General features: G+C 64.8%; 21 protein-coding genes. 12 read left to right on the top strand and 9 right to left on the bottom strand.

Annotation, left to right across the window (positions count from 1 at the left end; translation table 11 throughout):
- Positions 1 to 192 precede the first annotated feature (192 nt).
- From IVB23_RS29125 to IVB23_RS29110, 4 genes are all read left to right on the top strand, one after another.
- Positions 193 to 2,121, top strand: coding sequence for an AsmA family protein (locus IVB23_RS29125; protein WP_247804986.1), 1,929 nt, complete (start codon positions 193 to 195; stop codon positions 2,119 to 2,121).
- A gap of 246 nt (positions 2,122 to 2,367) precedes the next feature.
- A complete protein-coding gene (locus tag IVB23_RS29120; RefSeq protein ID WP_247800924.1) occupies positions 2,368 to 3,753 on the top strand; it encodes an ABC transporter substrate-binding protein in 1,386 nt (461 codons plus the stop codon).
- Between the two features lie 195 nt (positions 3,754 to 3,948).
- Complete coding sequence (locus IVB23_RS29115; RefSeq protein WP_247800923.1) at positions 3,949 to 4,821, top strand: sugar ABC transporter permease; 873 nt, start codon at positions 3,949 to 3,951, stop codon at positions 4,819 to 4,821.
- Positions 4,818 to 5,684 carry a carbohydrate ABC transporter permease gene (locus IVB23_RS29110; protein WP_247800922.1) on the top strand — a complete coding sequence of 289 codons (867 nt, stop codon included), beginning with the start codon at positions 4,818 to 4,820 and terminating at the stop codon, positions 5,682 to 5,684. The genes IVB23_RS29115 and IVB23_RS29110 overlap by 4 nt, the downstream gene beginning before the upstream one ends.
- A gap of 132 nt (positions 5,685 to 5,816) precedes the next feature.
- Here the strand turns inward: IVB23_RS29110 and IVB23_RS29105 are convergent, their stop codons facing one another.
- Genes IVB23_RS29105 through IVB23_RS29085 form a run of 5 tightly spaced genes read right to left on the bottom strand, consistent with a single transcriptional unit; the run spans position 5,817 to position 12,964 of the window.
- Entirely contained in the window at positions 5,817 to 6,629 is an 813-nt protein-coding gene (locus IVB23_RS29105; protein WP_061880817.1) for an ABC transporter permease subunit, read from the bottom strand.
- Between the two features lie 4 nt (positions 6,630 to 6,633).
- Positions 6,634 to 7,548, bottom strand: a complete 915-nt coding sequence (locus IVB23_RS29100) for an ABC transporter permease (protein WP_061880818.1) — start codon at positions 7,546 to 7,548, stop codon at positions 6,634 to 6,636.
- A complete protein-coding gene (locus IVB23_RS29095) occupies positions 7,545 to 8,717 on the bottom strand; it encodes an ABC transporter ATP-binding protein (RefSeq protein ID WP_061880819.1) in 1,173 nt (390 codons plus the stop codon). The genes IVB23_RS29100 and IVB23_RS29095 overlap by 4 nt, the downstream gene beginning before the upstream one ends.
- A gap of 52 nt (positions 8,718 to 8,769) precedes the next feature.
- Complete coding sequence (locus IVB23_RS29090) at positions 8,770 to 10,248, bottom strand: glycerol-3-phosphate dehydrogenase (RefSeq protein WP_247800921.1); 1,479 nt, start codon at positions 10,246 to 10,248, stop codon at positions 8,770 to 8,772.
- Between the two features lie 34 nt (positions 10,249 to 10,282).
- The gene (locus IVB23_RS29085; RefSeq protein ID WP_247800920.1) at positions 10,283 to 12,964 is read right to left on the bottom strand and encodes an EAL domain-containing protein; all 2,682 of its coding nucleotides are present in this window, start codon (positions 12,962 to 12,964) and stop codon (positions 10,283 to 10,285) included.
- A gap of 202 nt (positions 12,965 to 13,166) precedes the next feature.
- Here IVB23_RS29085 and IVB23_RS29080 point away from each other — a divergent pair, with 202 nt between their 5' ends.
- Positions 13,167 to 14,270 (top strand): NAD(P)/FAD-dependent oxidoreductase, encoded by a 1,104-nt coding sequence (locus IVB23_RS29080; protein WP_247800919.1) that lies wholly within the window; start codon positions 13,167 to 13,169, stop codon positions 14,268 to 14,270.
- Positions 14,271 to 14,432: 162 nt separating this feature from the next.
- Here IVB23_RS29080 and IVB23_RS29075 read toward each other — a convergent pair whose 3' ends face one another.
- Complete coding sequence (locus IVB23_RS29075) at positions 14,433 to 14,612, bottom strand: DUF465 domain-containing protein (RefSeq protein WP_061880823.1); 180 nt, start codon at positions 14,610 to 14,612, stop codon at positions 14,433 to 14,435.
- A gap of 329 nt (positions 14,613 to 14,941) precedes the next feature.
- On the opposite strand from IVB23_RS29075, the gene IVB23_RS29070 reads away from it, so the two are divergent.
- The 3 genes from IVB23_RS29070 (at position 14,942) to IVB23_RS29060 (ending at position 15,768) form a co-directional block, all read left to right on the top strand.
- On the top strand, positions 14,942 to 15,148 hold the full coding sequence (locus IVB23_RS29070; protein ID WP_008546179.1) for a DUF465 domain-containing protein: 207 nt from the start codon (positions 14,942 to 14,944) through the stop codon (positions 15,146 to 15,148).
- A gap of 126 nt (positions 15,149 to 15,274) precedes the next feature.
- Positions 15,275 to 15,493 (top strand): hypothetical protein, encoded by a 219-nt coding sequence (locus tag IVB23_RS29065; protein ID WP_028181615.1) that lies wholly within the window; start codon positions 15,275 to 15,277, stop codon positions 15,491 to 15,493.
- A gap of 23 nt (positions 15,494 to 15,516) precedes the next feature.
- Positions 15,517 to 15,768, top strand: coding sequence for a hypothetical protein (locus IVB23_RS29060; RefSeq protein WP_028181614.1), 252 nt, complete (start codon positions 15,517 to 15,519; stop codon positions 15,766 to 15,768).
- A gap of 2 nt (positions 15,769 to 15,770) precedes the next feature.
- Here the strand turns inward: IVB23_RS29060 and IVB23_RS29055 are convergent, their stop codons facing one another.
- Positions 15,771 to 16,490 carry a GGDEF domain-containing protein gene (locus tag IVB23_RS29055; protein ID WP_247800918.1) on the bottom strand — a complete coding sequence of 240 codons (720 nt, stop codon included), beginning with the start codon at positions 16,488 to 16,490 and terminating at the stop codon, positions 15,771 to 15,773.
- Positions 16,491 to 16,631: 141 nt separating this feature from the next.
- On the opposite strand from IVB23_RS29055, the gene purE reads away from it, so the two are divergent.
- Together purE and IVB23_RS29045 are read left to right on the top strand one after the other, a co-directional pair.
- On the top strand, positions 16,632 to 17,120 hold the full coding sequence (gene purE, locus IVB23_RS29050; protein WP_028181612.1) for a 5-(carboxyamino)imidazole ribonucleotide mutase: 489 nt from the start codon (positions 16,632 to 16,634) through the stop codon (positions 17,118 to 17,120).
- A complete protein-coding gene (locus tag IVB23_RS29045; RefSeq protein ID WP_061880826.1) occupies positions 17,117 to 18,223 on the top strand; it encodes a 5-(carboxyamino)imidazole ribonucleotide synthase in 1,107 nt (368 codons plus the stop codon). Before purE ends, IVB23_RS29045 begins: the two co-directional genes overlap by 4 nt.
- Before the next feature lie 36 nt (positions 18,224 to 18,259).
- Here IVB23_RS29045 and aqpZ read toward each other — a convergent pair whose 3' ends face one another.
- On the bottom strand, positions 18,260 to 18,982 hold the full coding sequence (gene aqpZ / locus IVB23_RS29040; protein WP_061880827.1) for an aquaporin Z: 723 nt from the start codon (positions 18,980 to 18,982) through the stop codon (positions 18,260 to 18,262).
- Between the two features lie 260 nt (positions 18,983 to 19,242).
- Between aqpZ and rpsU the strand changes: the two genes are divergently transcribed.
- Complete coding sequence (gene rpsU, locus IVB23_RS29035; protein ID WP_008546194.1) at positions 19,243 to 19,539, top strand: 30S ribosomal protein S21; 297 nt, start codon at positions 19,243 to 19,245, stop codon at positions 19,537 to 19,539.
- Positions 19,540 to 19,790: 251 nt separating this feature from the next.
- Positions 19,791 to 20,441, top strand: a complete 651-nt coding sequence (locus tag IVB23_RS29030) for a tetratricopeptide repeat protein (protein ID WP_247800917.1) — start codon at positions 19,791 to 19,793, stop codon at positions 20,439 to 20,441.
- A gap of 25 nt (positions 20,442 to 20,466) precedes the next feature.
- On the opposite strand, the gene IVB23_RS29025 is transcribed toward IVB23_RS29030, so the two are convergent.
- Positions 20,467 to 21,429: a hypothetical protein gene (locus IVB23_RS29025; RefSeq protein ID WP_247800916.1), complete on the bottom strand. Its 963-nt coding sequence runs from the start codon at positions 21,427 to 21,429 to the stop codon at positions 20,467 to 20,469.
- Between the last annotated feature and the right edge of the window lie 5 nt (positions 21,430 to 21,434).

Below are 21,434 nucleotides of genomic sequence, written 5' to 3'. Positions count from 1 at the left end.
CCGTCAATGATACGGGGTTCTCCGCTGCGCCGCTGGGTGGTAGAAGCTGCCCACGCCGTGGGCATAACCGTGCAGCGGCCTTGAAAGCGTCAAGAAAACCCATCAAGTTGCGGGGGTTGGGTGTGGGCGCGCAGGTTTCCCGGCCCGCCCTCTGGCTCCAACGACCAACCCGATCAGGACATGCCATTGACCATGGCCCAAGGAATGAAGCGCCTCGGGACGCCGATCGCGGCGCTGCTCGGCGTCGCGCTGATCGCCCTGATCGCGACCTCCTGGCTCATCAACCGCGACGCGCTGCGCAAGGCGGTCGAAGCGCAGATCCGCGACGTCACCGGGCTGGAGCTCAATGTCGCAGGCAGCATCGATATTTCGGTGCTGCCGGCGAGCTACATCTCCTTCCACGACGTCGGCCTCAAGGGCGGCGGCACCAGCACGCCAGCGCTCCAGGTCGACGTGCTCACCGCAAATCTGCGGCTGCTGCCGCTGCTGCTGCAGCGGTTCGAGATCGCCGACCTGATGCTGCTGCGTCCGCGCATCCATGTCAGCCTCAAGCCGGACGGCGAGAGCAACTGGACGCCCTTCATCCAGACCATCGCGCGCACCATGAAGCCCGGGGCCGAGAACCAGGTCTCGTTCTCCGAAATCCGGATCCAGGACGGCGTGCTCGACTACGAGGACGCCGCCACGCGCGCCACCGAGAAGCTCGAGGACATCGACCTCTCGCTGGCCTGGCCTTCGATCTCGCGCTCCTTTGCCGCGACCGGACAGTTCGACTGGCGCGGCGAGCGTGTCGACGGCTCGATCAGCTTTTCCGATTTCGTCGCCGCCCTCTCCGGCGACCGGTCCGGCCTGAAGGCGCGCATCGCCAGCGCGCCGCTCAAGCTCGCCTTCGACGGCAGCGTCGCCAATCGCACCAGCCCGATGATGGAAGGCACGCTCACCGTCGACAGCCCGTCCTTGCGCAACGCGCTGCGCTGGACCGGGCAGCCGCAGCCCGGCAGCGGCGGCTTCGGCCGCTTCGCGCTGAAGGCGCGCGCCAACGTCGTCGGCGCCTCGATCGCGCTCACCAACGTCAACGTCGAGCTGGACGGCAACGCCGCCGAGGGCGTCATGACCTACGCCAATAACGGCCGGCAGACGCTGCAGGCGACGCTCGCCGCCGACGCGCTCGACTTCACGCCTTATATCTCGACGTTCCGCCTGCTCGCGAGCGGCGCGCGCGACTGGAACCGGCAGCTGTTCGATCTCCAGGGATTGTCGACCACCGACCTCGACATGCGCCTGTCCGCGGCCAAGCTCACGGTCGGGCCGACGAGGCTCGGACGCACCGCGATCGGCGCCAATTTGCGCAACGGCACGCTGGCGCTCTCGGTCGGCGAGGCGCAAGTCTATGGCGGGATCGCAAAGGGCTCGTTCGGCATCGCCCGGTCCGACACCGTCGCCGACATCAAGGCGCAATTCCAGTTCACCGACGTCGACCTCCAGGCCTGCGCCACGGAGCTGTTCGGGCTCAACAAGCTGTCCGGCCGCGGCAATATCAACGTCTCGCTTCTCGCCTCCGGGTCGAGCCCGTTCGGCCTCGTGCAGTCACTCGACGGAAGTGCCACCGTGACCGGGCATGACGGCGCGATCGCAGGCTTCAACGCCGAGCAGCTCCTCAAGCGGCTGGAGCGGCGGCCGCTGTCGGGCGGTGGCAATTTCCGCAACGGCTCGACGCCCTACACCAATCTCACCATCGCCGTGAAATTCTCCGACGGGATCGCCACCGCCGAGGACATCCGCGTCGAAGGGCCGGCGACGAAGATCACGCTCACCGGCACCGCCTCGGTGCCGACGCGCGAATACGACATGAAGGGAGTGGCAAGCCTCAACAGCGCCTCGGGATTCGAATTGCCGTTCGTGGTGCAGGGGCCATGGGACGATCCGCTGATCTTTCCCGATCCGGAAAGCCTGATCCGCCGCTCGCCAGCCTCCGCGCCGCTGCTTGACATGCTGAAGGACCGCAAGGGAGGCGATGCCGTGCGCTCCGCGATCGAGCGCATCACGGGAAGCGGAAAGCGTCCCGCGCCGGCGGAAGCGCCGACCGCGGAAAATACTAAAGAGAACGCCAAGTCCAACTAGCAAGTCCAACTGAGCTGACGTCCGACTCAGGTGAGTTTCAACTGAGGACGGCGCCTCTCCGGTGTTGGCCGACCATCGCGAATTGATCCGGCCGAATTGATGCGGCGATTTCATCGTCCACGCGTTTCTGCTCCGGGCCAACACCTCCACGACCCGGGTCTGACAAGATGCGTTGATTGCGCTACCATCCTGCGCTAGTGTTTTATACGACCGGTTAAAAACACCGGCCGTTTGAGGGAGAAAAACGTGAGATCCAAGGTAATTGGCGCAGTATCATTGGCGGTCGCTGCGGTTGGGCTTTTTGCCGCCACTGCACCCGCCTTTGCGCAGCAGAAGACGATCACGGTCTGGTGGGGCAAGGGCTTCTATCGCTCCGAAGACGACGCGCTGATCGAGACGATCAAGAAATTCGAAGCCAAGACCGGCATCAAGGTCGAATTGTCGCAATACGCGATCCAGGACATGATTCCGAAGACGGTCGCAGCGCTCGATGCCGGCACGGTTCCCGATGTCGCCTATTCCGACTCCTATGACGTGCAGGCGCAGGGCAAGTGGGCCTATGAGGGCAAGCTCGAGGACCTCACGGACGTCATGGAGCCGATCAAGGGCCGGTTCGTGCAGAACACGCTCGATGCATCGATCCTCTACAATGACGTCGCCAAGAAGAAGGCCTATTACGGCTTCCCGCTGAAGCAGCAGAGCATGCACGTCCAGATCTGGAACGACATGCTGGAGAAGGCCGGCTTCAAGCAGAGCGACATCCCGAACGACTGGACGGGCTATTGGACGTTCTGGTGCGACAAGGTGCAGCCGGCGATCCGCAAGGCAACCGGCCAGCGCATCTACGCCGTCGGCCAGCCGATGGGCGTGGAATCCACCGATTCCTTCCAGTCGTTCTACACCTTCATGGATGCCTACCACGTCAAGCTGGTCGACGACGACGGCAAGTTGCTGGTCGACGACCAGAAGGTCCGCGACGGCCTGATCAAGGCGATGAAGGACTATACCGACACCTACATCAAGGGCTGCACCCCGCCCTCCTCGACCACCTGGAAGGATCCCGACAACAACGTCGCGTTCCACAACAAGACCATCGTGATGACCCACAACTTCACGATCTCGATCGCGGCGAAGTGGTTCGAGGACTCGCAGAACCAGGCGCTCACCCAGGAGCAGCGCGACGCCGGCAAGAAGGCCTATGAGCAGGACATCATCACGGCATCCTTCCCGAAGGCGCCGGATGGTTCGACTATCCGCTACCGCTCGGACGTCAAGACCGGGCTGGTGTTCACCGCGGCCAAGAACAAGGCCGAGGCCAAGCAGTTCATCAGCTTCCTGCTCCAGGAAGATAACGTCCGTCCCTACATCGAAGGCGCGCTCGGTCGCTGGTTCCCGGTGACCAAGGAAAGCCAGGAAAGCCCGTTCTGGCAGGCTGACAAGCACCGCAAGGCCGTCTACGCGCAGTTCAAGGGCGGCACCGCCGCGTTCGATTTCACCAAGAACTGGAAGTTCACGATCCTCAACAACGAGAACGTGTGGGCGAAGGCGATGAATCGCGTCGTCAGCGAGAAGGTTCCGGTCGACAAGGCCGTCGATGAACTGATCGCCCGCATCAAGCAGGTCGCGGGCTAAGGTCTATCCCCTCCCTCTCCCCGTTCTTACGGGGAGAGGGTTGGGGTGGGGGGCTCTATCCGCTAGTTGTGCGCGTAGTGAGTCCTGTACCCGCTCACCCGGATCGCGCCGGACGATGCTTCGCATCGCCGGGGGCGATCCGACCTCTCCCCGCAAGCGGGGAGAGGTTTTAGATTTGAGAAGAGTCCGAAAAGAATGGCGATCACGCTCTCTGGCGATCAGGCAATCCCCGGCCCGCCCTTGTCGTCGCGGCTGACCCCGGCGCAGGTCTGGGGCATCATCCTGCTCGCGCCCTATCTGCTCGTTTTCCTTGCCTTCGTCGTCTATCCCGTCTGCTACGGGCTGTGGCTGGCACGGGCCCCTTCGAATTATGTGGCGCTCTACAATGATCCGATCTTTGCGCGCGCCGCGGTCAACACGCTGATCTTCCTGGTCATCGGCATCAACATCAAGATGCTGATCGCGCTGTTCCTGTCCGGCTTCTTCGCCCAGCAGCGCACCTGGATCAAATGGCTCTCGGTGATCTTCATCCTGCCCTGGGCGGTGCCATCGATCCCGACCATCCTGTCGGTGCGCTTCATGCTCAATCCCGAATGGGGCATGATCAACCACTACATCTTCGCCTTGACCGGCGATGACGGCCCGAACTGGCTGAACGATCCGACCGTAGCGCTGACCATGGCGATCGCCGTGCACATCTGGAAGTCGCTGCCGTTCTGGACGCTGATCCTGATCACCGGCCGCCTCGCGATCTCGCACGACCTGTTCGAGGCCGCCGAGGTCGACGGCGCGAGCTGGTGGCAGAAATTCCGCTACATCACCTGGCCGTCGATGCAGACGCTCTACGTCACCTGCACGCTGCTCTCGATGATCTGGACGCTCGGCGATTTCAACAGCGTCTACCTGCTCACCGGCGGCGGCCCGGCCGACCTCACGCACGTGCTGGCGACGCTCGGCATCCGCTATCTCCGGCTCGACCAGCTCTCGCTGGCCATGGCATCGATCGTCTGCGCGATGCCGTTCGTCCTGCCGCTCGTGTACTTCATGATGAAACGGTTGTCGCGATGAAGCTCCCCGGCGTAAGACAGTTTTCTTGGCGCGAAGTCGGAACCGAAGCGCGGCTGCTGCTGATCGGCATCCCCGTCTTCCTGTGGACGATGATCCCGATCTATCACATGTTCCTGTTCGCGATCTCCCCGAAGGAGGACGCGTTCTCGGGCAAGCTGTGGCCGGATCACCCGACGCTGCACAATTTCGAGATCGTGTTCAAGCAGCAGCATTACTTCCTGCGCGACTTCTACATCCAGTTCTGGAACTCGACCGTGATTGCGGTCTCCGTCGGCGTGCTGACACTGTTCATCGCGACGGCGGCGGCGTTCTCGATCTCGCGGCTAAAGGTGCCGGGCGGGCGCACGGTGTTGAACCTCGCGCTCTTCACCTATTTCATCCCCGCGGCGTTCCTCGCCGTGCCGATGTACCGCACCATGGGCAATTACGGCCTGCTCAACAATCACTGGTCGCTGATCCTGGCGATGGTGACGATCGCGAGCCCCTACGCGATCTGGGTGCTCAAGCAGGCCTCCGACAAGCTGCCGGTCGAGCTGGACGAGGCCGCCGTGATGGACGGCGCGACCACGCTGCAGATCTTCCGCCTAGTCTATTTGCCGCTGATGATGCCCTCGCTGGTCGCGATCGGCACCTATGCCGTGCTGCTGGCCTGGAACGAATATCTCTACGCGTTCCTGCTGCTCTCGAACGACCGCGAGATCACCCTCCCCGTCGCGCTCGGCAACTTCCTCGCCGCGGACGACTCGCCCTGGGAGCTGCTGATGACCACCGGCTTCATCTATGCGCTGCCGCCGGCCGCGGTCTATTATGCCTTCCGCCGCTACATGGTGGGCGGGCTCACGGCGGGTGCGGTGAAGTCGTAGGGCTCCTTCGTCATTGCGAGCGCAGCGAAGGAATCCAGGATTTTTCCGCGGAGAGACTCTGGATTGCTTCGTCGCTCCAGCGAAAAATTGCTTCGCAATTTTGTCGCGGGCTCCTCGCAATGACAGCAGAACCTACAGCGGCGCCGCGCTCTCGCCCTGCGAGCTCGACAGCTTCGAAGCGAGCGAGGCGATGACGATGACGACCGCGATCAGGGCGATCACGAGCGTGCAGATCGCGTTGATCTCGGGCTTCACGCCGAGCCTGACCTCCGAATAGATCCGGATCGGCAGCGTCGCCGAGCCGGGGCCCGTGGTGAAGCTCGCGATCACGAGATCGTCCAGCGACAGCGTGAACGCCAGCATCCAGCCCGCGACGATCGCGGGCGCGATCAGCGGCAGCGTCACCGAGAGAAAGGCACGCACCGGGTCGCAACCGAGGTCCATCGCCGCCTCCTCCAGCGAGCGATCGAGGGAGCCGAGGCGGGACTGCACGACGACGACGACGAAGCACATCGTCAGCGTTGTATGGGCGATCGTCACGGTCCAGAAGCCGCGCTCGGCGTTCAGCGCGACGAACAGCAGCAGTAGCGACAATCCGGTGATCACTTCCGGCATCACCAGCGGCGCATAGAGCATGCCGGAGAACAGCGTCCGACCGCGGAACCGCTCGCCGCGCGACAGCGCCACCGCGGCGAGCGTCCCGAGCAGCGTGGCGATCGTCGCGGAGGCAACCGCGACCCGCAGGCTCATCCAGGCCGCCTCGATCATGGCGCGGTCGTTGAAGAACTCGTGATACCAGCGTAGCGACCAGCCGCCCCACACCGTCACCAGGCGCGAGGCGTTGAAGGAATAGATGACGAGGATGAGGATCGGCAGATAGAGGAACGCCAGCCCCAGCGCCAGCGAGGCGATGTTGAAGCGGGACAGGCGGGAGACCTTGCGCATCGCGCTACCTTCCCTGTTCCAGCTGCCGCTTCTGCAGCCGCTCGTACAGCAAGAGCGGCACCAGCAGCACGACCAGCAGCACGATCGCCGCAGCGGAGGCAACCGGCCAGTCCTTGTTGGTGAAGAATTCGAGCCACAGGGTCTGGCCGATCATGAGCGAATTGGAGCCGGCCAGAAGGTCGGGAATGACGAATTCGCCGACAATGGGAATGAAACACAGGAGCGCGCCTGCGCCGACGCCGGGCAGCGACAGCGGAAAGGTGACGAGCCAGAACACCTGCCAGGGCGGCGCGCCGAGATCGGCGGCCGCCTCCTCCAACGCCGGCTCCATCTTGGCGAGCGTGGCGTAGAGCGGCAGGATCATGAACGGCAAGTAGGAGTAGACGATGCCGATATACATCGCGGTGTCGGTGGAGAGCCACACCACGGGCTGGCTGACCAGATGCAGCGCCAGCAGGATCTGGTTGAGCAGGCCGTCGTGCTGGAGGATGTTGATCCAGGCATAGATGCGGATCAGGAACGAGGTCCAGAACGGCACGATCACCAGCACCATCGCCACCGCTTGCCAGCGCCTCGGCAGTCGCGCCATGCCATAGGCGATGGGATAACCGATCAAGAGCAGCAGCGCGGTCGCGGTCACGGCGACGGTGAGACTGCGCACATAGGCGAACACATAGATGTCGTCGGAGACGAGCAGCTTGAAATTGTCGATTGATAGCGCGGCAAAGGCGCCCTTGACCGCCTCCCATCCCGCCGTCAGGTCGAAGACCGGCTCGTAGGGCGGCTGTGCGATCGCCGTCTGCGACAAGCTGATCTTCAGCACGAAGGCGAACGGCACCAGGAAGAACAGCACCATCCAGACATAGGGTGCGATCGCGGCAAAGCGCGCCGGCCGCGCGAAGATGCGGCGGGAGCTCATGACGGCAGCACCACGCAATCGTCGGGCGTGAACCAGGCGACGACATGCTGGTTCAGGCTGTAGGCGTCGACGTCTAGCCGCGCGCTGTTGGCAACCGACGCCTGCAGCATCCCGCCGGTGTCGAGCTTCACCTTGAAGGTGGTGGTGCCGCCGAGATAGCAGATGTCGGCGATGACGCCGTCGAGCCGGTTGATCGCCGTTTCACGACCGGCCTCGCTCACGGGACCGCGGCGCGACAGCTTGACTTTCTCGGGGCGGATCGCGACCGCCAATCTTCCCGCGCCGACCGGCTCGCGCGGCTCGGCCACCACCAGCGCACCCGCATCACGCGTGCCGATGACCAGACGATGACCATCGCGCAATTTGGACTCGCCATCGAACAGATTGATGTCGCCGACGAACTCCGCGATCCAGCGCGAGCGCGGCGCCTCGTAGAGCTCGCGGGGGCTCGCGACCTGGGCGAGCTTGCCGGCCTTCATCACGCCGATCCGGCTCGCCATCGTCATCGCCTCCTCCTGATCGTGGGTGACGATGATGAAGGTCATGCCGAGCCGCCGCTGCAGCTCCATCAGCTCGCCTTGCGTGCTCTCGCGCAGCCTCTTGTCGAGCGCGGCGAGCGGCTCGTCGAGCAGCAGCAATTGCGGCCGGCGCGCCAAGGCGCGGGCGAGCGCCACGCGCTGGCGCTGACCGCCCGAGAGTTGATCGGGCTTGCGCTTCTCGAGCCCCTCGAGCTTGACCAGTGCGACCATCTCGGCCACGCGGGTGGCGATCTCGGCGCGCGGCATGCCGGCGCGCTTCAGGCCGAAGGCGATGTTGTCGCGCACAGACAGATGCGGGAATAGCGCGTAGTTCTGGAACATCATGTTGACCGGGCGCTCGTGCGGCAGCGCCTGCGCGATGTCCTTGCCGCCGAGCAGGATGCGTCCCTCGTCCGGCGCCTCGAAACCGGCGAGCATGCGCAAGAGCGTGGTCTTGCCGCAGCCGCTGGGACCGAGCAGCGCGAAGAACTCGCCGGCCTTAATGTCGAGCGAGACGCCATCCACGGCGCGGAACGTCCCGAACGTCTTGGCGACGCCCTCGATCCGCAGCAGCGGCTGCCCTGCCGCCGGATACGGATCTCCACCGGCCGCCTTGGCCGCAGTGTCTGTTCTGGGCAACTCGTCCGTCATGGTCCCCGCCAACCCCGATTCCGCCGCACGCTAGCGGCCGATCGTCCCTAGCTCAACCAGTTCGGGAGGAATCGTTCACATCCGCCATGAACGCCGCCAGCGCGTCACGGTCCGCCGCGGGCATGGTCAGGCCGAGCTTGGAGCGACGCCACAGGACGTCCTCGGGGAAGCGCGCCCATTCGCGGCTCATCAGGTATCGCACCTCGGCGCCGGTCATCTCGGGGCCGAAGGCAGGGCCGAGATCGTCGCGGGTCTTGGCGTCCCCGAGCACCGCCGGCAATCGCGAGCCATAGGCCGCAACCAGGCGCTGGGCCTGCGGCTCCGAGAGGAACCACCAGCGCTCGCGTGCGAGGTCGACCTCGGTGTCGAAACGGTCCCAAGCGAAATCTCCACCCGGCAGCGCTGCGCCCGCGGTCCAGGGCGGCGACATCGGATAGAACGGCGTCAGCTTCGTCACCGCCCGCTCCGCGCGCAGGCGCGACGTGGTGACATCGCCGCCGAACATCGTGAGCAGCGGCGCCTTGCGCCGGCGCGCGTGGAACAGGGTCGTGCCGTCACCTCCTCGCACCGACGCCGGCCTCAAATTGACGCCAGAGACCGTCCGGACCACGTCGACCGGGGCGATGCGCTCGCGGAAATAGCGGCTGGCCGCTTCGCAGAGATAGCTGACGTCGGATCCGGCCATCGCCACGATCGCGGGATCTCCGGTGAATTCACGCGTCACCGTACCGATCAGGGTGAAGTCGCGCTCGAACGGGCTCGCGAAGATCAGCCGGCCGTCGCTGTTCTGGAAGACGTAGACGTTATCGGACTCGAACAGCCGCGGCACGATGATCTGGCTCATCTGTGTGGCGGCCATGGCGGGCTGGGGTTGCCGCAGCACGGTCTCCGCAACCAATGGCGTCCAGGCCCCGCTGGTGTTGGCCAGCGCCCGGGTCGTGATGGTACGGCGATGGCCGCGATCGGCCACGGAGAGCCGCCAGACGTCGGTTCGATCGGCGCGGACGCAGCGTGCCCCGGTTCGGATCGCCGCGCCACGTTCGGCCGCGTCCAGCGCCGTGAGCACCACGAGGCGGGAATCGTCGACGACGCAGTCCGAATATTCGAACGCCGTGCCGAATGGGCGCCTTAGCGCGTTGCCGACCGGATGGTGGGTGATGTCGAGAGTCTTCGATCGGGGCAAGCCGCTCCGGCTGGCGAGGCTGTCATACAGGAACAGGCCGGCGCGCAGCAGCCATGGTGGACGCTCATCCGAATGCGCGGGAACAACGAAGCGCATCGGCCGGACCAGATGCGGCGCGATCCGGAGCCAGGTCCGGCGCTCGGCCAGAGCCCGGCGCACCCGCCAGAAGCCGCGGCGCTCCAGCACCGAGAGATCGCCGTGGATCAACCGCGGTGTTGCCGACGATGCCGCGCCGCCGAGATCGCCCTGCTCGAAGAGGATAACCCGCAGGCCGCGACCCGCCGCATCGCGCGCGAGGCTGGCGCCGTTCAGGCCGCCGCCGATGATCGCGAGGTCGTAATCCGCCATGAAGCCGTCGAATGGGAGCGAAGCATTCCCATAACTAGCCGGTCTTCAGCGCAAGCTCCATGGCTTCGGCGCGACCGATGAGGCCGGCATATGTCCCGATCGGCAGCGGCTTGCCGAGCAGATAGCCCTGCACGCCGTCGCAGCCCTCCTTGGCGAGGAAGGCGAGCTGGTCCACCGTCTCGACGCCTTCGGCGATGATCGACATATCGAGGCCGTGGCCGAGATCGATCACCGCGCGCACGATTGCCGCCGATTGCGGGTTGCGGCCAAGATTGATGATGAAGGCGCGGTCGATCTTGATCTTGTCGAACGGGAACGCCTGGAGGTAGCTCAGCGAGGAGTAACCGCTGCCGAAATCGTCCATGGAGATGCGCACGCCAAGCGCCTTCAGGCGGCGCAGCAACGCAAGGCCGCGATCGAAATCCTCGATCAGCACGCCCTCGGTGATCTCGAGCTCGAGCCGGCCCGGTGCAAGGCCCGTCTCGATCAGGATCGAATGGACCAGTCCGACCACGTCCCCGTGCATGAACTGCGCCGGCGACAGATTGACCGCGACCTGCAGCGGCTTCGGCCAGGACGCCGCCTCGCGGCAGGCCTCGCGCAGGATCCACTCGCCCATCTCGACGATCAGGCCGCTCTCCTCGGCGATTGGAATGAATTCGGCGGGCGAAACCTGGCCGCGCACCGGATGCTGCCAGCGCGCCAGCGCCTCGAAGCCGATGATCTCGCTCTCGGCAACGCTGTGGCCCGCGGCCCCCTGCGGCTGGAAGGCGAGCGAGAGCTCGCCGTTCTTGACCGCCATCGAGAGGTCCTGATGCAGCACGCGGCGATCGCGGATCTGCTGGTCCATCTCCGGCTGGTAGAGGCTGATCGTGCCGCGCGACTTCTGCTTGGCGCGGAACAGCGCCGCGCCGGCATTGGCAAGCAGCGAGGCGCCATCGGTGCCATTGTGCGGGAAGACCGACATGCCCGTGGTGATGCCGGCGCGGACCGGCCGGCCGTCGATCTGGAATTCCCGGGCGACGGCTTCGCCGATTTGCCGCGCCAGTGCGAGGCCCGCCTCGGGCTGCTTGCCGTCGATGATCAGGCCGAACTCGTCGCCGGACAGGCGCGCCACCACGCCGCCGCGCGCGGAGTCCTGGAGCCGATGGGCCACCTCGATCAGGAGCTTGTCGCCAAGCGCATGGCCGAAGACGTCGTTGACCTCCTTGAGGCCGTCGAGGTCGACGCAGAGCACGGCGAACTCCTCGCCGGTGCCTTCGCAGGCCTCAATCATCTGGGTCAGCGCCTGGAGGAAGGCGGCGCGGTTCGGCAGATCGGTGAGGCCGTCGTGATAGGCCATGTGCGCCATGCGCGACTCGGTCTGGCGGCGGTCAGTGACGTCCTCGTGGGTCTTGATCAGATATTGCGGTTCGCCGGCATCATTGAGCACGGTGGCGCGGCGGGTGAGGAACAGCCGCAGGCCGTCCTTGGTGGAGATCGGATGCTCCTCGGTGATCATCCCGCGCTTCTTGATCGCGGCCTCATCGCGCGCGATGATCAGCTTGGCTTCCTTGGCGTTGAAGATGTCGGAGGCGGTCAGGCCGGTGGTTTCCTCGCGCCTGCGGTTGAGGATCGTCTCCGCGCTGCGGTTGGCGAGCAGATAGCGGCCGTCCTTGACCTGTTCCACGATCAGCGCGACCGGGATGTTGTCGACCACGAGTTCGAGGAACTTCTTGGTGCTCTCCAGCTCCTGCGACAGCGAGCGGCGGTCGGTGATGTCCTCGAACACGATGAGCAGAAATTCGGGCTTGTTGCTCTCGTTGCGGACCACGATCCGGATCGAGGCGACCATGCGCCGCGCACCGGCACGGTCGACCTCGAACTCGTTGCGATATTGGCCACCCGGCGAATTGAGCGCCGCCTGGTCGGCCGCCTCGATGCTGGACGCCGAGCCCGGCGCAAACAGCTCCCGCGCATTCCTGCCGACGGCGAAGTCCCGCGACAATCCCCAGAACCGCTCATAGGCGCTGTTGGCGAAGATGTAGCAACCATCCTCGATGCTCTTGGCTGCCACGCAGGCCGGCACATGGTCCAGCACCGATTCCAGGAATTGCTTGGTCGAGGCGAGCTGCCGCGACAGCCTGCGCTGCTCGCTGACGTCGAGATGCGTGGCCACCGAGCCGCCGTTCGGCAGCACGAAATATTTCACCAGGATGGCCCGCCCGTCGGGCAGTTCCGTGATCAGACCATTGGCGCTTGCCGCCTTGTCGTAAAATTCGTCGTCGGAAGCGCCCAGCACGCCGCGCTTGCGCCGAAGCGCGAGGAGCTCGCGGCCGTTCATGCCCGCCCGGACATCCGACCGCGTCAGGCCATAGATCTCGAGATAGCGGTCGTTGCAGAAGATGATGCGGCGCAGCGCATCCGTCATCACCACGCCCTGGTTGAGATTGTTCATGGCGGAGGAGATGAAGGCGTTGCGCCGCAACTGCAGACGCCTGGTCCGGCGCAGCGAGGAATGGATCCACAGCGCGATCGCGGCGAGGAACGAGCACACGACGATGACCGCAATCAGGGCTTCCCAGATGACGCTGGGATCGAGCTTGGTGAGATCGCCCGGACCAAAGCTGTCCGATAGCGCAAAGGCACGCGCAGGCGTGACCGCACCGGCCAGGCATACGACGGCCTGCACAGCAATCAGAAGCGCGCTGCCCACGTGCCAGTTCTTCTCAGCCATCAGCCACCCGCGATTTCAACGTCGGATTGTCTGGCCTCGCGGGTTTGGATCGGGTAAACGCCTGTAGGCGCAACAGAAAAATGTGACGCGAAATACGGCAATTGCCCTGACATGATAAATGCTTGCTTAATGGAAAACGGGCCCGCGCCCTCGTTCTCGGCTCCAATGCCACCGGCACCTCCAGCGAACATTCTGCACAACCATGGATAGGGTCGATTGCATCGTCATCGGAGCCGGCGTGGTCGGGCTCGCGGTAGCCCGGAAGCTCGCCCAGGCCGGGCGCGAGGTCATCGTGCTCGAGGCAGCCGAGGCCATTGGCACCGTCACCTCCTCGCGCAACAGTGAGGTGATCCATGCCGGCATCTACTATCGCGCCGGAAGCTGGATGGCGCGCATGTGCGTCAGCGGCAAGCACGCGCTCTACCGCTACTGCGCCGAGCGCGGCATCCCCCACAAGAATTGCGGCAAGCTGATCGTTGCGACCAGTGCGAAGGAAACCGAGAAGCTGCAATCGATCAAGGCGCATGCCGAGGCCAATGGCGTGCTCGACATGCAGCTGCTCACGGGGGAGGCCGCGCGAGCGCTGGAGCCGGCGCTCGCCTGCGATGCTGCGCTGCTGTCACCGTCAACGGGCATCATCGACAGCCACGCCTACATGCTCTCGCTGCGCGGCGAGGCCGAGGACGCCGGCGCGGCCTTCGCGTTTCACACCCCGCTGATCCGCGCCAAGGCGACTGCCGGCGTCATCGAGGTCGAGGCCGGCGGCGAGGCGCCGATGACGCTGCAATGCAGCCTCCTCGTCAACGCCGCGGGGCTGTCGGCGACGAATGTCGCGCGCAACATCGACGGCATGCCACTGGACCGGATTCCTCCGGCCTATCTCGCCAAGGGAAATTACTTCAGCTGCAACGCCAAGGCGCCGTTCTCGCGCCTGATCTATCCGGTGCCCGAGCCCGGCGGGCTAGGGGTCCATCTGACGCTGGACATGGCAGGGCAGGCACGTTTCGGGCCCGACGTCGAATGGATCGAGACGATCAACTACGAGGTCGATCCGTCACGCGCAGAGCGCTTCTATCCGGCGATCCGCAAATACTGGCCGACGCTGCCCGATGGCGCGCTGATGCCGAGCTATTCGGGCATCCGCCCGAAGATCGTGCCGCCGGCCGTGGCCACGCAGGACTTCCTGATGCAGGGCCCGCACGATCACGGCGTCGCAGGCCTGATCAACCTGTTCGGCATCGAATCCCCAGGACTGACGTCGTCGCTCGCGATCGCCGATCACGTCGCCGAGCTCGCAGACATCTAGCGCGTGTTCGCGTGAGGTGGATGACGGTTGGCGTCGAGAAAACGGTCCCAACAAGGCTGGCGCAAGGCAGACGTCTTGCGCCACCTTGCAGCAGGGATGAGCACGAATGACCTCATCCCTGCGTGAAAGGATGCGATCAACTCTACGATGTTGCGGGGGTCGCTAGTGGAGCGTATCGCCGTGCTTCAGACGCTCGATCTGGTCCTTGACCATCAACTTCCGGCGCTTCAACTCAACAATTTGCAGGTCGTCTGTTGAAAGGTGCACGAGAGCTTCGTGCAATTCGTTTTCGAGAAGTTTGTGCTTCCGTTCCAATTCAACCAGATGTGCCTGAATTGTCATTCGAAACCTCCTCGGTAGGGTTGAACCTCAGGATTCGATCCGGACAAGCAAGTCTACATCAGCGATCCATTCTGTCGATGGGTATCCGTCGTCGCGGTGTCATTTTTGAAAGTTCATATGTAACGAAGCGTGACTAGGGGAACCGCGCGGGAAAAATCCGTGATATCAATGCGCCTGCGCGACGCTGCACCCGCCTGCAGAAATATCTTGCGGGAGATTGGCGAGCAGGGATCGCAGATCGCTTGCGATCACGCCGCGCAAGGACGATAATTTCCACAGGGCATCCACAGCCTTAATCTCACGCTTATCGGTTTTCGGCCACCGCAGACATGACCAATGAAGACGAGCGTGAGCTCGAAGCCGAGCTCACCCGGTTGCAGCAGGAACACCGAGATCTGGACGCCGCGATCGATGCACTGCATCAATCGCCCGCCCCCGACCTATTGCGGTTACAGCGGTTGAAGAAGCGCAAGCTGTTGTTACGTGATCGCATCGCGTTCATCGAAGACCAGATTACCCCCGACATCATCGCCTGATCCGTGAGCCGGCCTGCACCGCGGCTTGCCCAGATGAATCCGCTTGACTCGATGAGAACAAAATAGGAACATTTTGGAGCGCCCAAACCTCCGAAATGCCCAAGCCACGACACGAGGACAACGCAGATGTCGGCAACGCCCCTTCTCGACAACAGCCATTATGAACAGGCCTGCGATCAGGCGATCGCGATGTGCGACGGCAATCTGCGCAGCACGATCAAAGCGCTGATCATGGCCAATGAATATCTGGAAACCGAGCTGGAGGAATTGCAGGCCGCGATTTCCGCCGGCTGCATTCCGGAGACCTCGCGCAGCAAGATGCGGAGCAAGAGCAGCGCCGCCTGATTTTCAACAACCGGAGCAACGCCATGTCGGATGTGACCTACTACGTTGCAATGCCCTTCTTGATCGATGCAGACGGCTCGCCGGTCGCAGGCACTGCCGAGGAATGCCAGACCTCGACTGCGGCGCTGCGGCGCGCCGAGATATTGGCCCACGGTGCCGGCCACATCGGCGCGGTCGCATTCAGCCGCAGCGGCGATCCCGTGACCGGCGAATTCGGCGACGCCAGGCTGCTGCGCAAATTCGGCAACGTGCCGGAAGATCTGGGGACACTGTAAGTTCAGCTGCTGACCAGCCTGATCTGCGGCTCGTGCCGCCGACACGCCTTGCGCACGTACATGGCGGCGTCCGCCTCCTCCAGGGCACGGCCGGCGTCGGACTGCGCCCCCAGCAGCGCGACTCCGGCGGAAGCGCCCGCGGTCACGTGCTGGCCGCGAAAGACAAAAGACAATTCGTCGATCGCCTGCTCGAAGGCCGCGGCCTTCGCCTTGGCGTCGGTCTCGCTGAGATTCCAAAGCAAGAGGGCGAACTCGTCGCCCCCGAGCCGGCCGACCACGTCGGAGGCACGGACCTGTCGCGTCAGCGTGGCGACGATCGCCTTGAGCACCTCGTCGCCGGCGGCATGACCGAACGAATCGTTGATCGGCTTGAGCCGATCGACGTCGAGCACTATCAGTGCTCCGCTGGCGCGGTAGCGCTTCATATAGGCGATGGCGCGCGCAAGCTCGCGCTCGAAGCCGCGCCGGTTGGGAATCTCGAGCAGGAAATCCGTGTCGGCCGCAGCTTCCAGTTCCGCAACCCGGAGCTGCGCCTCCTTGAGCTTGGCTCGCAGGCCCCGGATTGTCGCCCTGACGTTTTCAATAGCCCCACCATCGCCCGAGGCGGCGCGCCGGGGCGGCTTCGCCGGACGCTTGGTCAGCCGTTTGGGGGCGGATCGGCCGGCGCTGGTTTTCCGGCCCTTTTTGGCCTTCGCAGCGCTCGCCGTTCTTGGTTTCTTCATGGGCATCCTGCTCAATGAAGGCTTGCGGGGATTCACCAAGACAGGATAGTGGATTCCCTTCTCCTTGCCACCGCCTTGCGAGCCGCCGGCCGGAACCGTAAATCTGGCCTATCTTTCTGTTTTCCGGACACAATTAACGTCATGACCGCGCCGATCGCCATCATCATGGGAAGCCAGTCGGACTGGGACACGATGCGGCATGCTGCCGACACGCTTGACGCGCTCGGCATTGCCGCCGACAGTCGCGTCGTCTCGGCACATCGCACGCCCGACCGGCTGTTTGCTTTCGCCAAGGGCGCCAAGGCTGCGGGTTACCAGGTCATCATCGCGGGCGCCGGTGGGGCTGCACATTTGCCCGGCATGGCGGCGGCACTGACGGAACTCCCGGTATTCGGCGTTCCCGTCGAATCCAAGACGCTCAAGGGCGTCGATTCGCTCTATTCGATCGTCCAGATGCCGGCGGGTGTCCCGGTCGGCACCCTCGCCATCGGCAAGGCCGGTGCGATCAACGCCGCGCTGCTGGCGGCCGCCGTGCTGGCATTGTCCGATCCGGCCCTGTCCGATCGCCTTGCCGCCTGGCGCAAGGCGCAAACTGAGGCGGTCGCCGAGCGCCCGGAGGACAAGGCGTGACCGACACCAGGCATGTGAAGCTGAAGCCCGGTGACACCATCGGAATCCTCGGCGGCGGACAATTGGGCCGGATGCTGGCCATGGCTGCGGCCCGGCTCGGCCTGCGCTGCCAGGTGTTCTCGCCCGATCCGGACTCGCCGGCCTTCGACGTCGTGCTGAACGCGACCTGCGCAGAATATGCCGATGTCGAAGCGCTCGAGCTGTTCGCCAACGACGTCGACGTCATCACCTATGAATTCGAGAACGTGCCCGCGGCAGCCGCGATGGTGCTGGATGCGCGCCGACCCGTGCTGCCCAACCGCAAGATCCTCGAGACCACCCAGGACCGTCTTGCCGAAAAGGATTTCGTCACGCGGCTCGGCATCGGAACCGCAGCCTATGCCGACGTCACCTCCGTCCCCTCCCTGCGCGAGGCGATCGCCAGGATCGGCCTTCCGGCCGTGCTGAAAACCCGCCGCTTCGGTTATGACGGCAAGGGCCAGGTCATCATCCGCGACGGCGACGACATCGCGAAGGTGTGGACCAGCCTCGCCACCAAATCGGCGATCCTGGAGGCCTTCGTGCCGTTCGAGCGCGAGATTTCCGTGATCGCCGCGCGCTCGGCCGCAGGCGAGGTCGAGTGTTTCGACGTCACCGAGAACGAGCACCGCGACCACATCCTGAAGATATCGCGCGCGCCCGCGCCGATTCCGGATGCGCTCGCCGAGGAAGCGCGCAGCATCGCCGGAAAGATCGCAGGCGCGCTCGACTATGTCGGCGTGCTCGCCGTCGAGATGTTCGTGCTCGCCAATGGCACCGGACCGAAGGTGCTGGTCAACGAGATCGCTCCGCGCGTCCACAATTCCGGGCACTGGACGCTCGACGGCGCCTCGGTCTCGCAGTTCGAGCAGCACATCCGCGCCATCGCCGGCTGGCCGCTCGGCAAGCCCGTGCGCCACGGCGAAGTCGTGACCATGACCAACCTGATCGGCGACGAGATCTACGATTACGAAAGATGGCTGAGCGTGCCGGGCGCGACCGTGCACATCTACGGCAAGGGCGCTCCGCGCCCGGGCCGCAAGATGGGCCATGTCACCGAGGTCCGGCCGCCGCAGGGCGAATGAGGGGACCGCAACTGCTGGCCGCGATCCCCTTTGCGATTACGCCGTCTTCACGCCCGCGACGACGCCGGTGGGCTCCTCGCTGAGCCAGCGATAGATCACCCCGCCCAGCGCGCCGCCGATCAGCGGTGCAACCCAGAACAGCCAGAGCTGTGACAGCGCCCAGCCGCCGACAAACAGTGCCGGGCCCGTGCTGCGCGCCGGGTTCACCGAGGTGTTGGTGACGGGAATGCTGACGAGATGGATCATCACCAGCGCGAGGCCGATCGCGAGCGGTGCGAAGCCCGCCGGCGCGCGGCCATGGGTGGCACCCATGATGATGAACAGGAACATCATGGTCATCACCACCTCGGTGAGGAAGCACACCATCATGCTGTACTGGCCAGGCGAATGCGCATCATAGCCGTTGGAGGCAAAGCCCTTGCTGACGTCGAATCCGGGCGCCCCGCTCGCGATGACATAGAGGAGGCACGCGGCAACGACCGCGCCGGCCACCTGCGCGATCACGTAGGGCAGGATCTGTCCGGCCGGAAAGCGCCCGCCGGCGGCAAGGCCGACCGTGACAGCCGGATTGAGATGACAGCCCGAGATGTGGCCAATCGCGTAGGCCATCGTGACGACGCTCAGGCCGAAAGCCAGGGACACGCCGACCAGGCCGATTCCGACCTGCGGGAAGCCGGCCGCGATCACTGCGCTGCCACAACCTGCGAATGTGAGCCAGAAGGTGCCGATGGCTTCGGCAGCATATTTTTTCATGTCCATTGTGGTCCCCTGATTTCAAGATTCCGGAACAAAGCTCCGGTTGCGGCCTCGCCATTGGCGTCGAATCGCCCAAATCGGGGCCGCGTGGAGGTATTTTCGCCGCATTTAATGGCCGAACTTGGCCCGAAAACCCGCTTGGCCGGTGGACATCCAAGGTTTTGTCTGATACATCCGCGCGCTCAAGGCCAAGGGCGCCCGGCTTTTTGCCATCCCCTTTGACTTACCAGAATTCAAATCCGATCTACTGAAGAGGATGCCGCGTGCAGGTTCTCGTTCGCGATAACAACGTCGATCAAGCTCTCAAGGCGCTGAAGAAGAAGATGCAGCGCGAGGGCATTTTCCGCGAGATGAAGCTCCGCGGTCACTACGAGAAGCCCTCCGAAAAGAAGGCGCGCGAAAAGGCCGAAGCCGTGCGCCGTGCGCGCAAGCTGGCCCGCAAGAAGCTGCAGCGCGAAGGCCTGCTGCCGATGAAGCCGAAGCCGGTGTTCGGCGCAGGCCCGGGCGGTGATCGCGGCGGTCGTGGCGGCCCCGGTGCAGGTCCGCGCGGACCGCGCTGATTTGCCGAACCTTTAAGATCTCGGTTTTCGATGACGCGGGCCCTTGGCCCGCGTTATTGTTTGTGAGCGGTGCCTTCGCGGGACGGGGCACGACCGATGCGGCGCTAAAGCGCGATAAGATTGGATGAATGGTCATCGCGATTTAGGTAGTTGTTTGAGCACGATCTCCGCGCAAACGCGTTCCGCGTTTGTCGCGAGAGAAAACCGCGGCACACTTTGCCGGATCATGCTTTAGCGCGAGCGAACCGTCGATGGCTTCCCCTTTCCCTCAGCGCAGCTTGGCGTGGCGACGCCGGATCTGGCAGCAGCCGCTCGTGTTGGGCTTGATGGGGATCGCGCTATGCGGCTGCTCCTTCGATCTGGGATCGTTGATCCCGGCGAAGGACAAGCCCCAGGAGACGCCCAAGGCAGAGGCGCCTGCCGAGAGCACGGTGAGCGCCGGCAACGTCACCGAAGCTCAGGCCCACACTGCAAAGGCCCAGTCCCTGGCGAAGTCAGGGGAGACCGCGGCAGCGCTCGACGAGTTCAATCGCGCCGTCGGGCTCGATCCCTACAATGCGCAGGCACTCTATGGCCGCGCCCTGATCTACCAGGGCAATAACCAGCACAACTTCGCGATCGCCGATTTCGGCGCCGCGAGCGGGCTCAACCCGCAGAAGGTCGAGCCTCTGCTCGGCCGCGCCACCAGCTATCTCGCGATCGGCAAGCTCAAGGAGGCCGCAGCCGATCTCGATGAAGCCTCCGAGGCCGATCCGCACAATGCCCAGGTCTGGACCACGCGCGGACAGGCCTATGAGCGTTTGGGGGACAGGGCCAAGGCCGCGGCCTCCTACACCAGGGCCGTCGCGCTTCGTCCACGCGATGACGCCGCCCGCAACGGCCTCGCCCGCGTCGGCGGCTGACGGTCTGGCGCAGCGCGGGCCAGTCTCAATCGGGCGTGGCGCTCTTCGGCAGAACGGAGTTGAACATCGACTTCATGCCCGACAGCATCTCGTCGGCGACATTGGTCTTCCTCGGCCGCGGCATGGAGGCACCAACATCGGCACGCAGGTCGAGCGGGGGCGCTATGACCGGCACGGGAATGTCGGCCGGCGGCGTCACCCGATTCGGATCGTCGCTGCCGACCGAGGCCGTGTAGGGCGGATTGGAGCCGCCATTCCCATAGGCCTCAGATGAGGGCGTCGAGACCGTGATCGGCGGCGGCAGCGGACGGACCATGGACGGCTCCATGCCAATAACCCGCGGCGCCTCCGGCGTGCGGGCGGCTTCCCGCACCGCAGGCTCCGCCGACCTCTCGGTTGGCTTGGCCTCGGACGACTTGAGCTCGGCAGGCTTGGTTTCGGAAGATCTGGCTTCAGCGGACCTGCCCTCAGGCGACTTGCGCAGGCGCTCGATCGCGGCACGTACGAGATCGTTGGCATCGGGGGTTGCGGCCGGAGCGGCAGCAGCCGGCGCCGAATTGGCCTCGACCACCGACGCAGGCGCGGTCACGGCCGGCGTAGACTTGGCGACCGCCTTTTCACGGGCGGACGGCTTGGCGCGCGGGCTCTCGGCCGGCGCCACATCCGGAGCCTTCTCGGCGGCCTTCTCAGACCCCTTCTCAGCCCCCTTGGGCTCGGCGACCGGATGATCGGCCGCCGCCTTGTCGGCTGCCGGCTTGTCGGTCACGTTCTTCTCGGCGATGCCCTTGGCCTTGATGCCGGGCGCAGGGAGGTTGGCGACAGCAGCAGGCTTGCCGTTCTGGCCGGCGTCGGCGGGCGCAACAACGGCCGCGGGGGCATCAGCCGCCGGCTTGGCGTTGATGTAATGATTAACGATGTACGCCCCGATGATCGTCGCGAGCACCGAGGGGAAAATATCCATCGAGATTTTAGCGAGGTATTTCAGCATTTCTC

Origin of the sequence: Bradyrhizobium sp. 191, assembly GCF_023100985.1 — a bacterium.
Lineage (GTDB): Bacteria > Pseudomonadota > Alphaproteobacteria > Rhizobiales > Xanthobacteraceae > Bradyrhizobium > Bradyrhizobium diversitatis.
This window is presented reverse-complemented; position numbering and strand designations above follow the sequence as displayed.

Excerpts from the sequence above, each read along its gene's own strand:
- IVB23_RS29125 (WP_247804986.1), top strand. The coding sequence starts at position 193 with ATGGCCCAAGGAATGAAGCGCCTCGGGACGCCGATCGCGGCGCTGCTC.
- IVB23_RS29115 (WP_247800923.1), top strand. The coding sequence starts at position 3,949 with ATGGCGATCACGCTCTCTGGCGATCAGGCAATCCCCGGCCCGCCCTTG.
- IVB23_RS29110 (WP_247800922.1), top strand. The coding sequence starts at position 4,818 with ATGAAGCTCCCCGGCGTAAGACAGTTTTCTTGGCGCGAAGTCGGAACC.
- IVB23_RS29105 (WP_061880817.1), bottom strand. The coding sequence starts at position 6,629 with ATGCGCAAGGTCTCCCGCCTGTCCCGCTTCAACATCGCCTCGCTGGCG.
- IVB23_RS29100 (WP_061880818.1), bottom strand. The coding sequence starts at position 7,548 with ATGAGCTCCCGCCGCATCTTCGCGCGGCCGGCGCGCTTTGCCGCGATC.
- IVB23_RS29095 (WP_061880819.1), bottom strand. The coding sequence starts at position 8,717 with ATGACGGACGAGTTGCCCAGAACAGACACTGCGGCCAAGGCGGCCGGT.
- IVB23_RS29090 (WP_247800921.1), bottom strand. The coding sequence starts at position 10,248 with ATGGCGGATTACGACCTCGCGATCATCGGCGGCGGCCTGAACGGCGCC.
- IVB23_RS29085 (WP_247800920.1), bottom strand. The coding sequence starts at position 12,964 with ATGGCTGAGAAGAACTGGCACGTGGGCAGCGCGCTTCTGATTGCTGTG.
- IVB23_RS29080 (WP_247800919.1), top strand. The coding sequence starts at position 13,167 with ATGGATAGGGTCGATTGCATCGTCATCGGAGCCGGCGTGGTCGGGCTC.
- IVB23_RS29075 (WP_061880823.1), bottom strand. The coding sequence starts at position 14,612 with ATGACAATTCAGGCACATCTGGTTGAATTGGAACGGAAGCACAAACTT.
- IVB23_RS29070 (WP_008546179.1), top strand. The coding sequence starts at position 14,942 with ATGACCAATGAAGACGAGCGTGAGCTCGAAGCCGAGCTCACCCGGTTG.
- IVB23_RS29065 (WP_028181615.1), top strand. The coding sequence starts at position 15,275 with ATGTCGGCAACGCCCCTTCTCGACAACAGCCATTATGAACAGGCCTGC.
- IVB23_RS29060 (WP_028181614.1), top strand. The coding sequence starts at position 15,517 with ATGTCGGATGTGACCTACTACGTTGCAATGCCCTTCTTGATCGATGCA.
- IVB23_RS29055 (WP_247800918.1), bottom strand. The coding sequence starts at position 16,490 with ATGAAGAAACCAAGAACGGCGAGCGCTGCGAAGGCCAAAAAGGGCCGG.
- purE (WP_028181612.1), top strand. The coding sequence starts at position 16,632 with ATGACCGCGCCGATCGCCATCATCATGGGAAGCCAGTCGGACTGGGAC.
- aqpZ (WP_061880827.1), bottom strand. The coding sequence starts at position 18,982 with ATGGACATGAAAAAATATGCTGCCGAAGCCATCGGCACCTTCTGGCTC.
- IVB23_RS29030 (WP_247800917.1), top strand. The coding sequence starts at position 19,791 with ATGGCTTCCCCTTTCCCTCAGCGCAGCTTGGCGTGGCGACGCCGGATC.
- IVB23_RS29025 (WP_247800916.1), bottom strand. The coding sequence starts at position 21,429 with ATGCTGAAATACCTCGCTAAAATCTCGATGGATATTTTCCCCTCGGTG.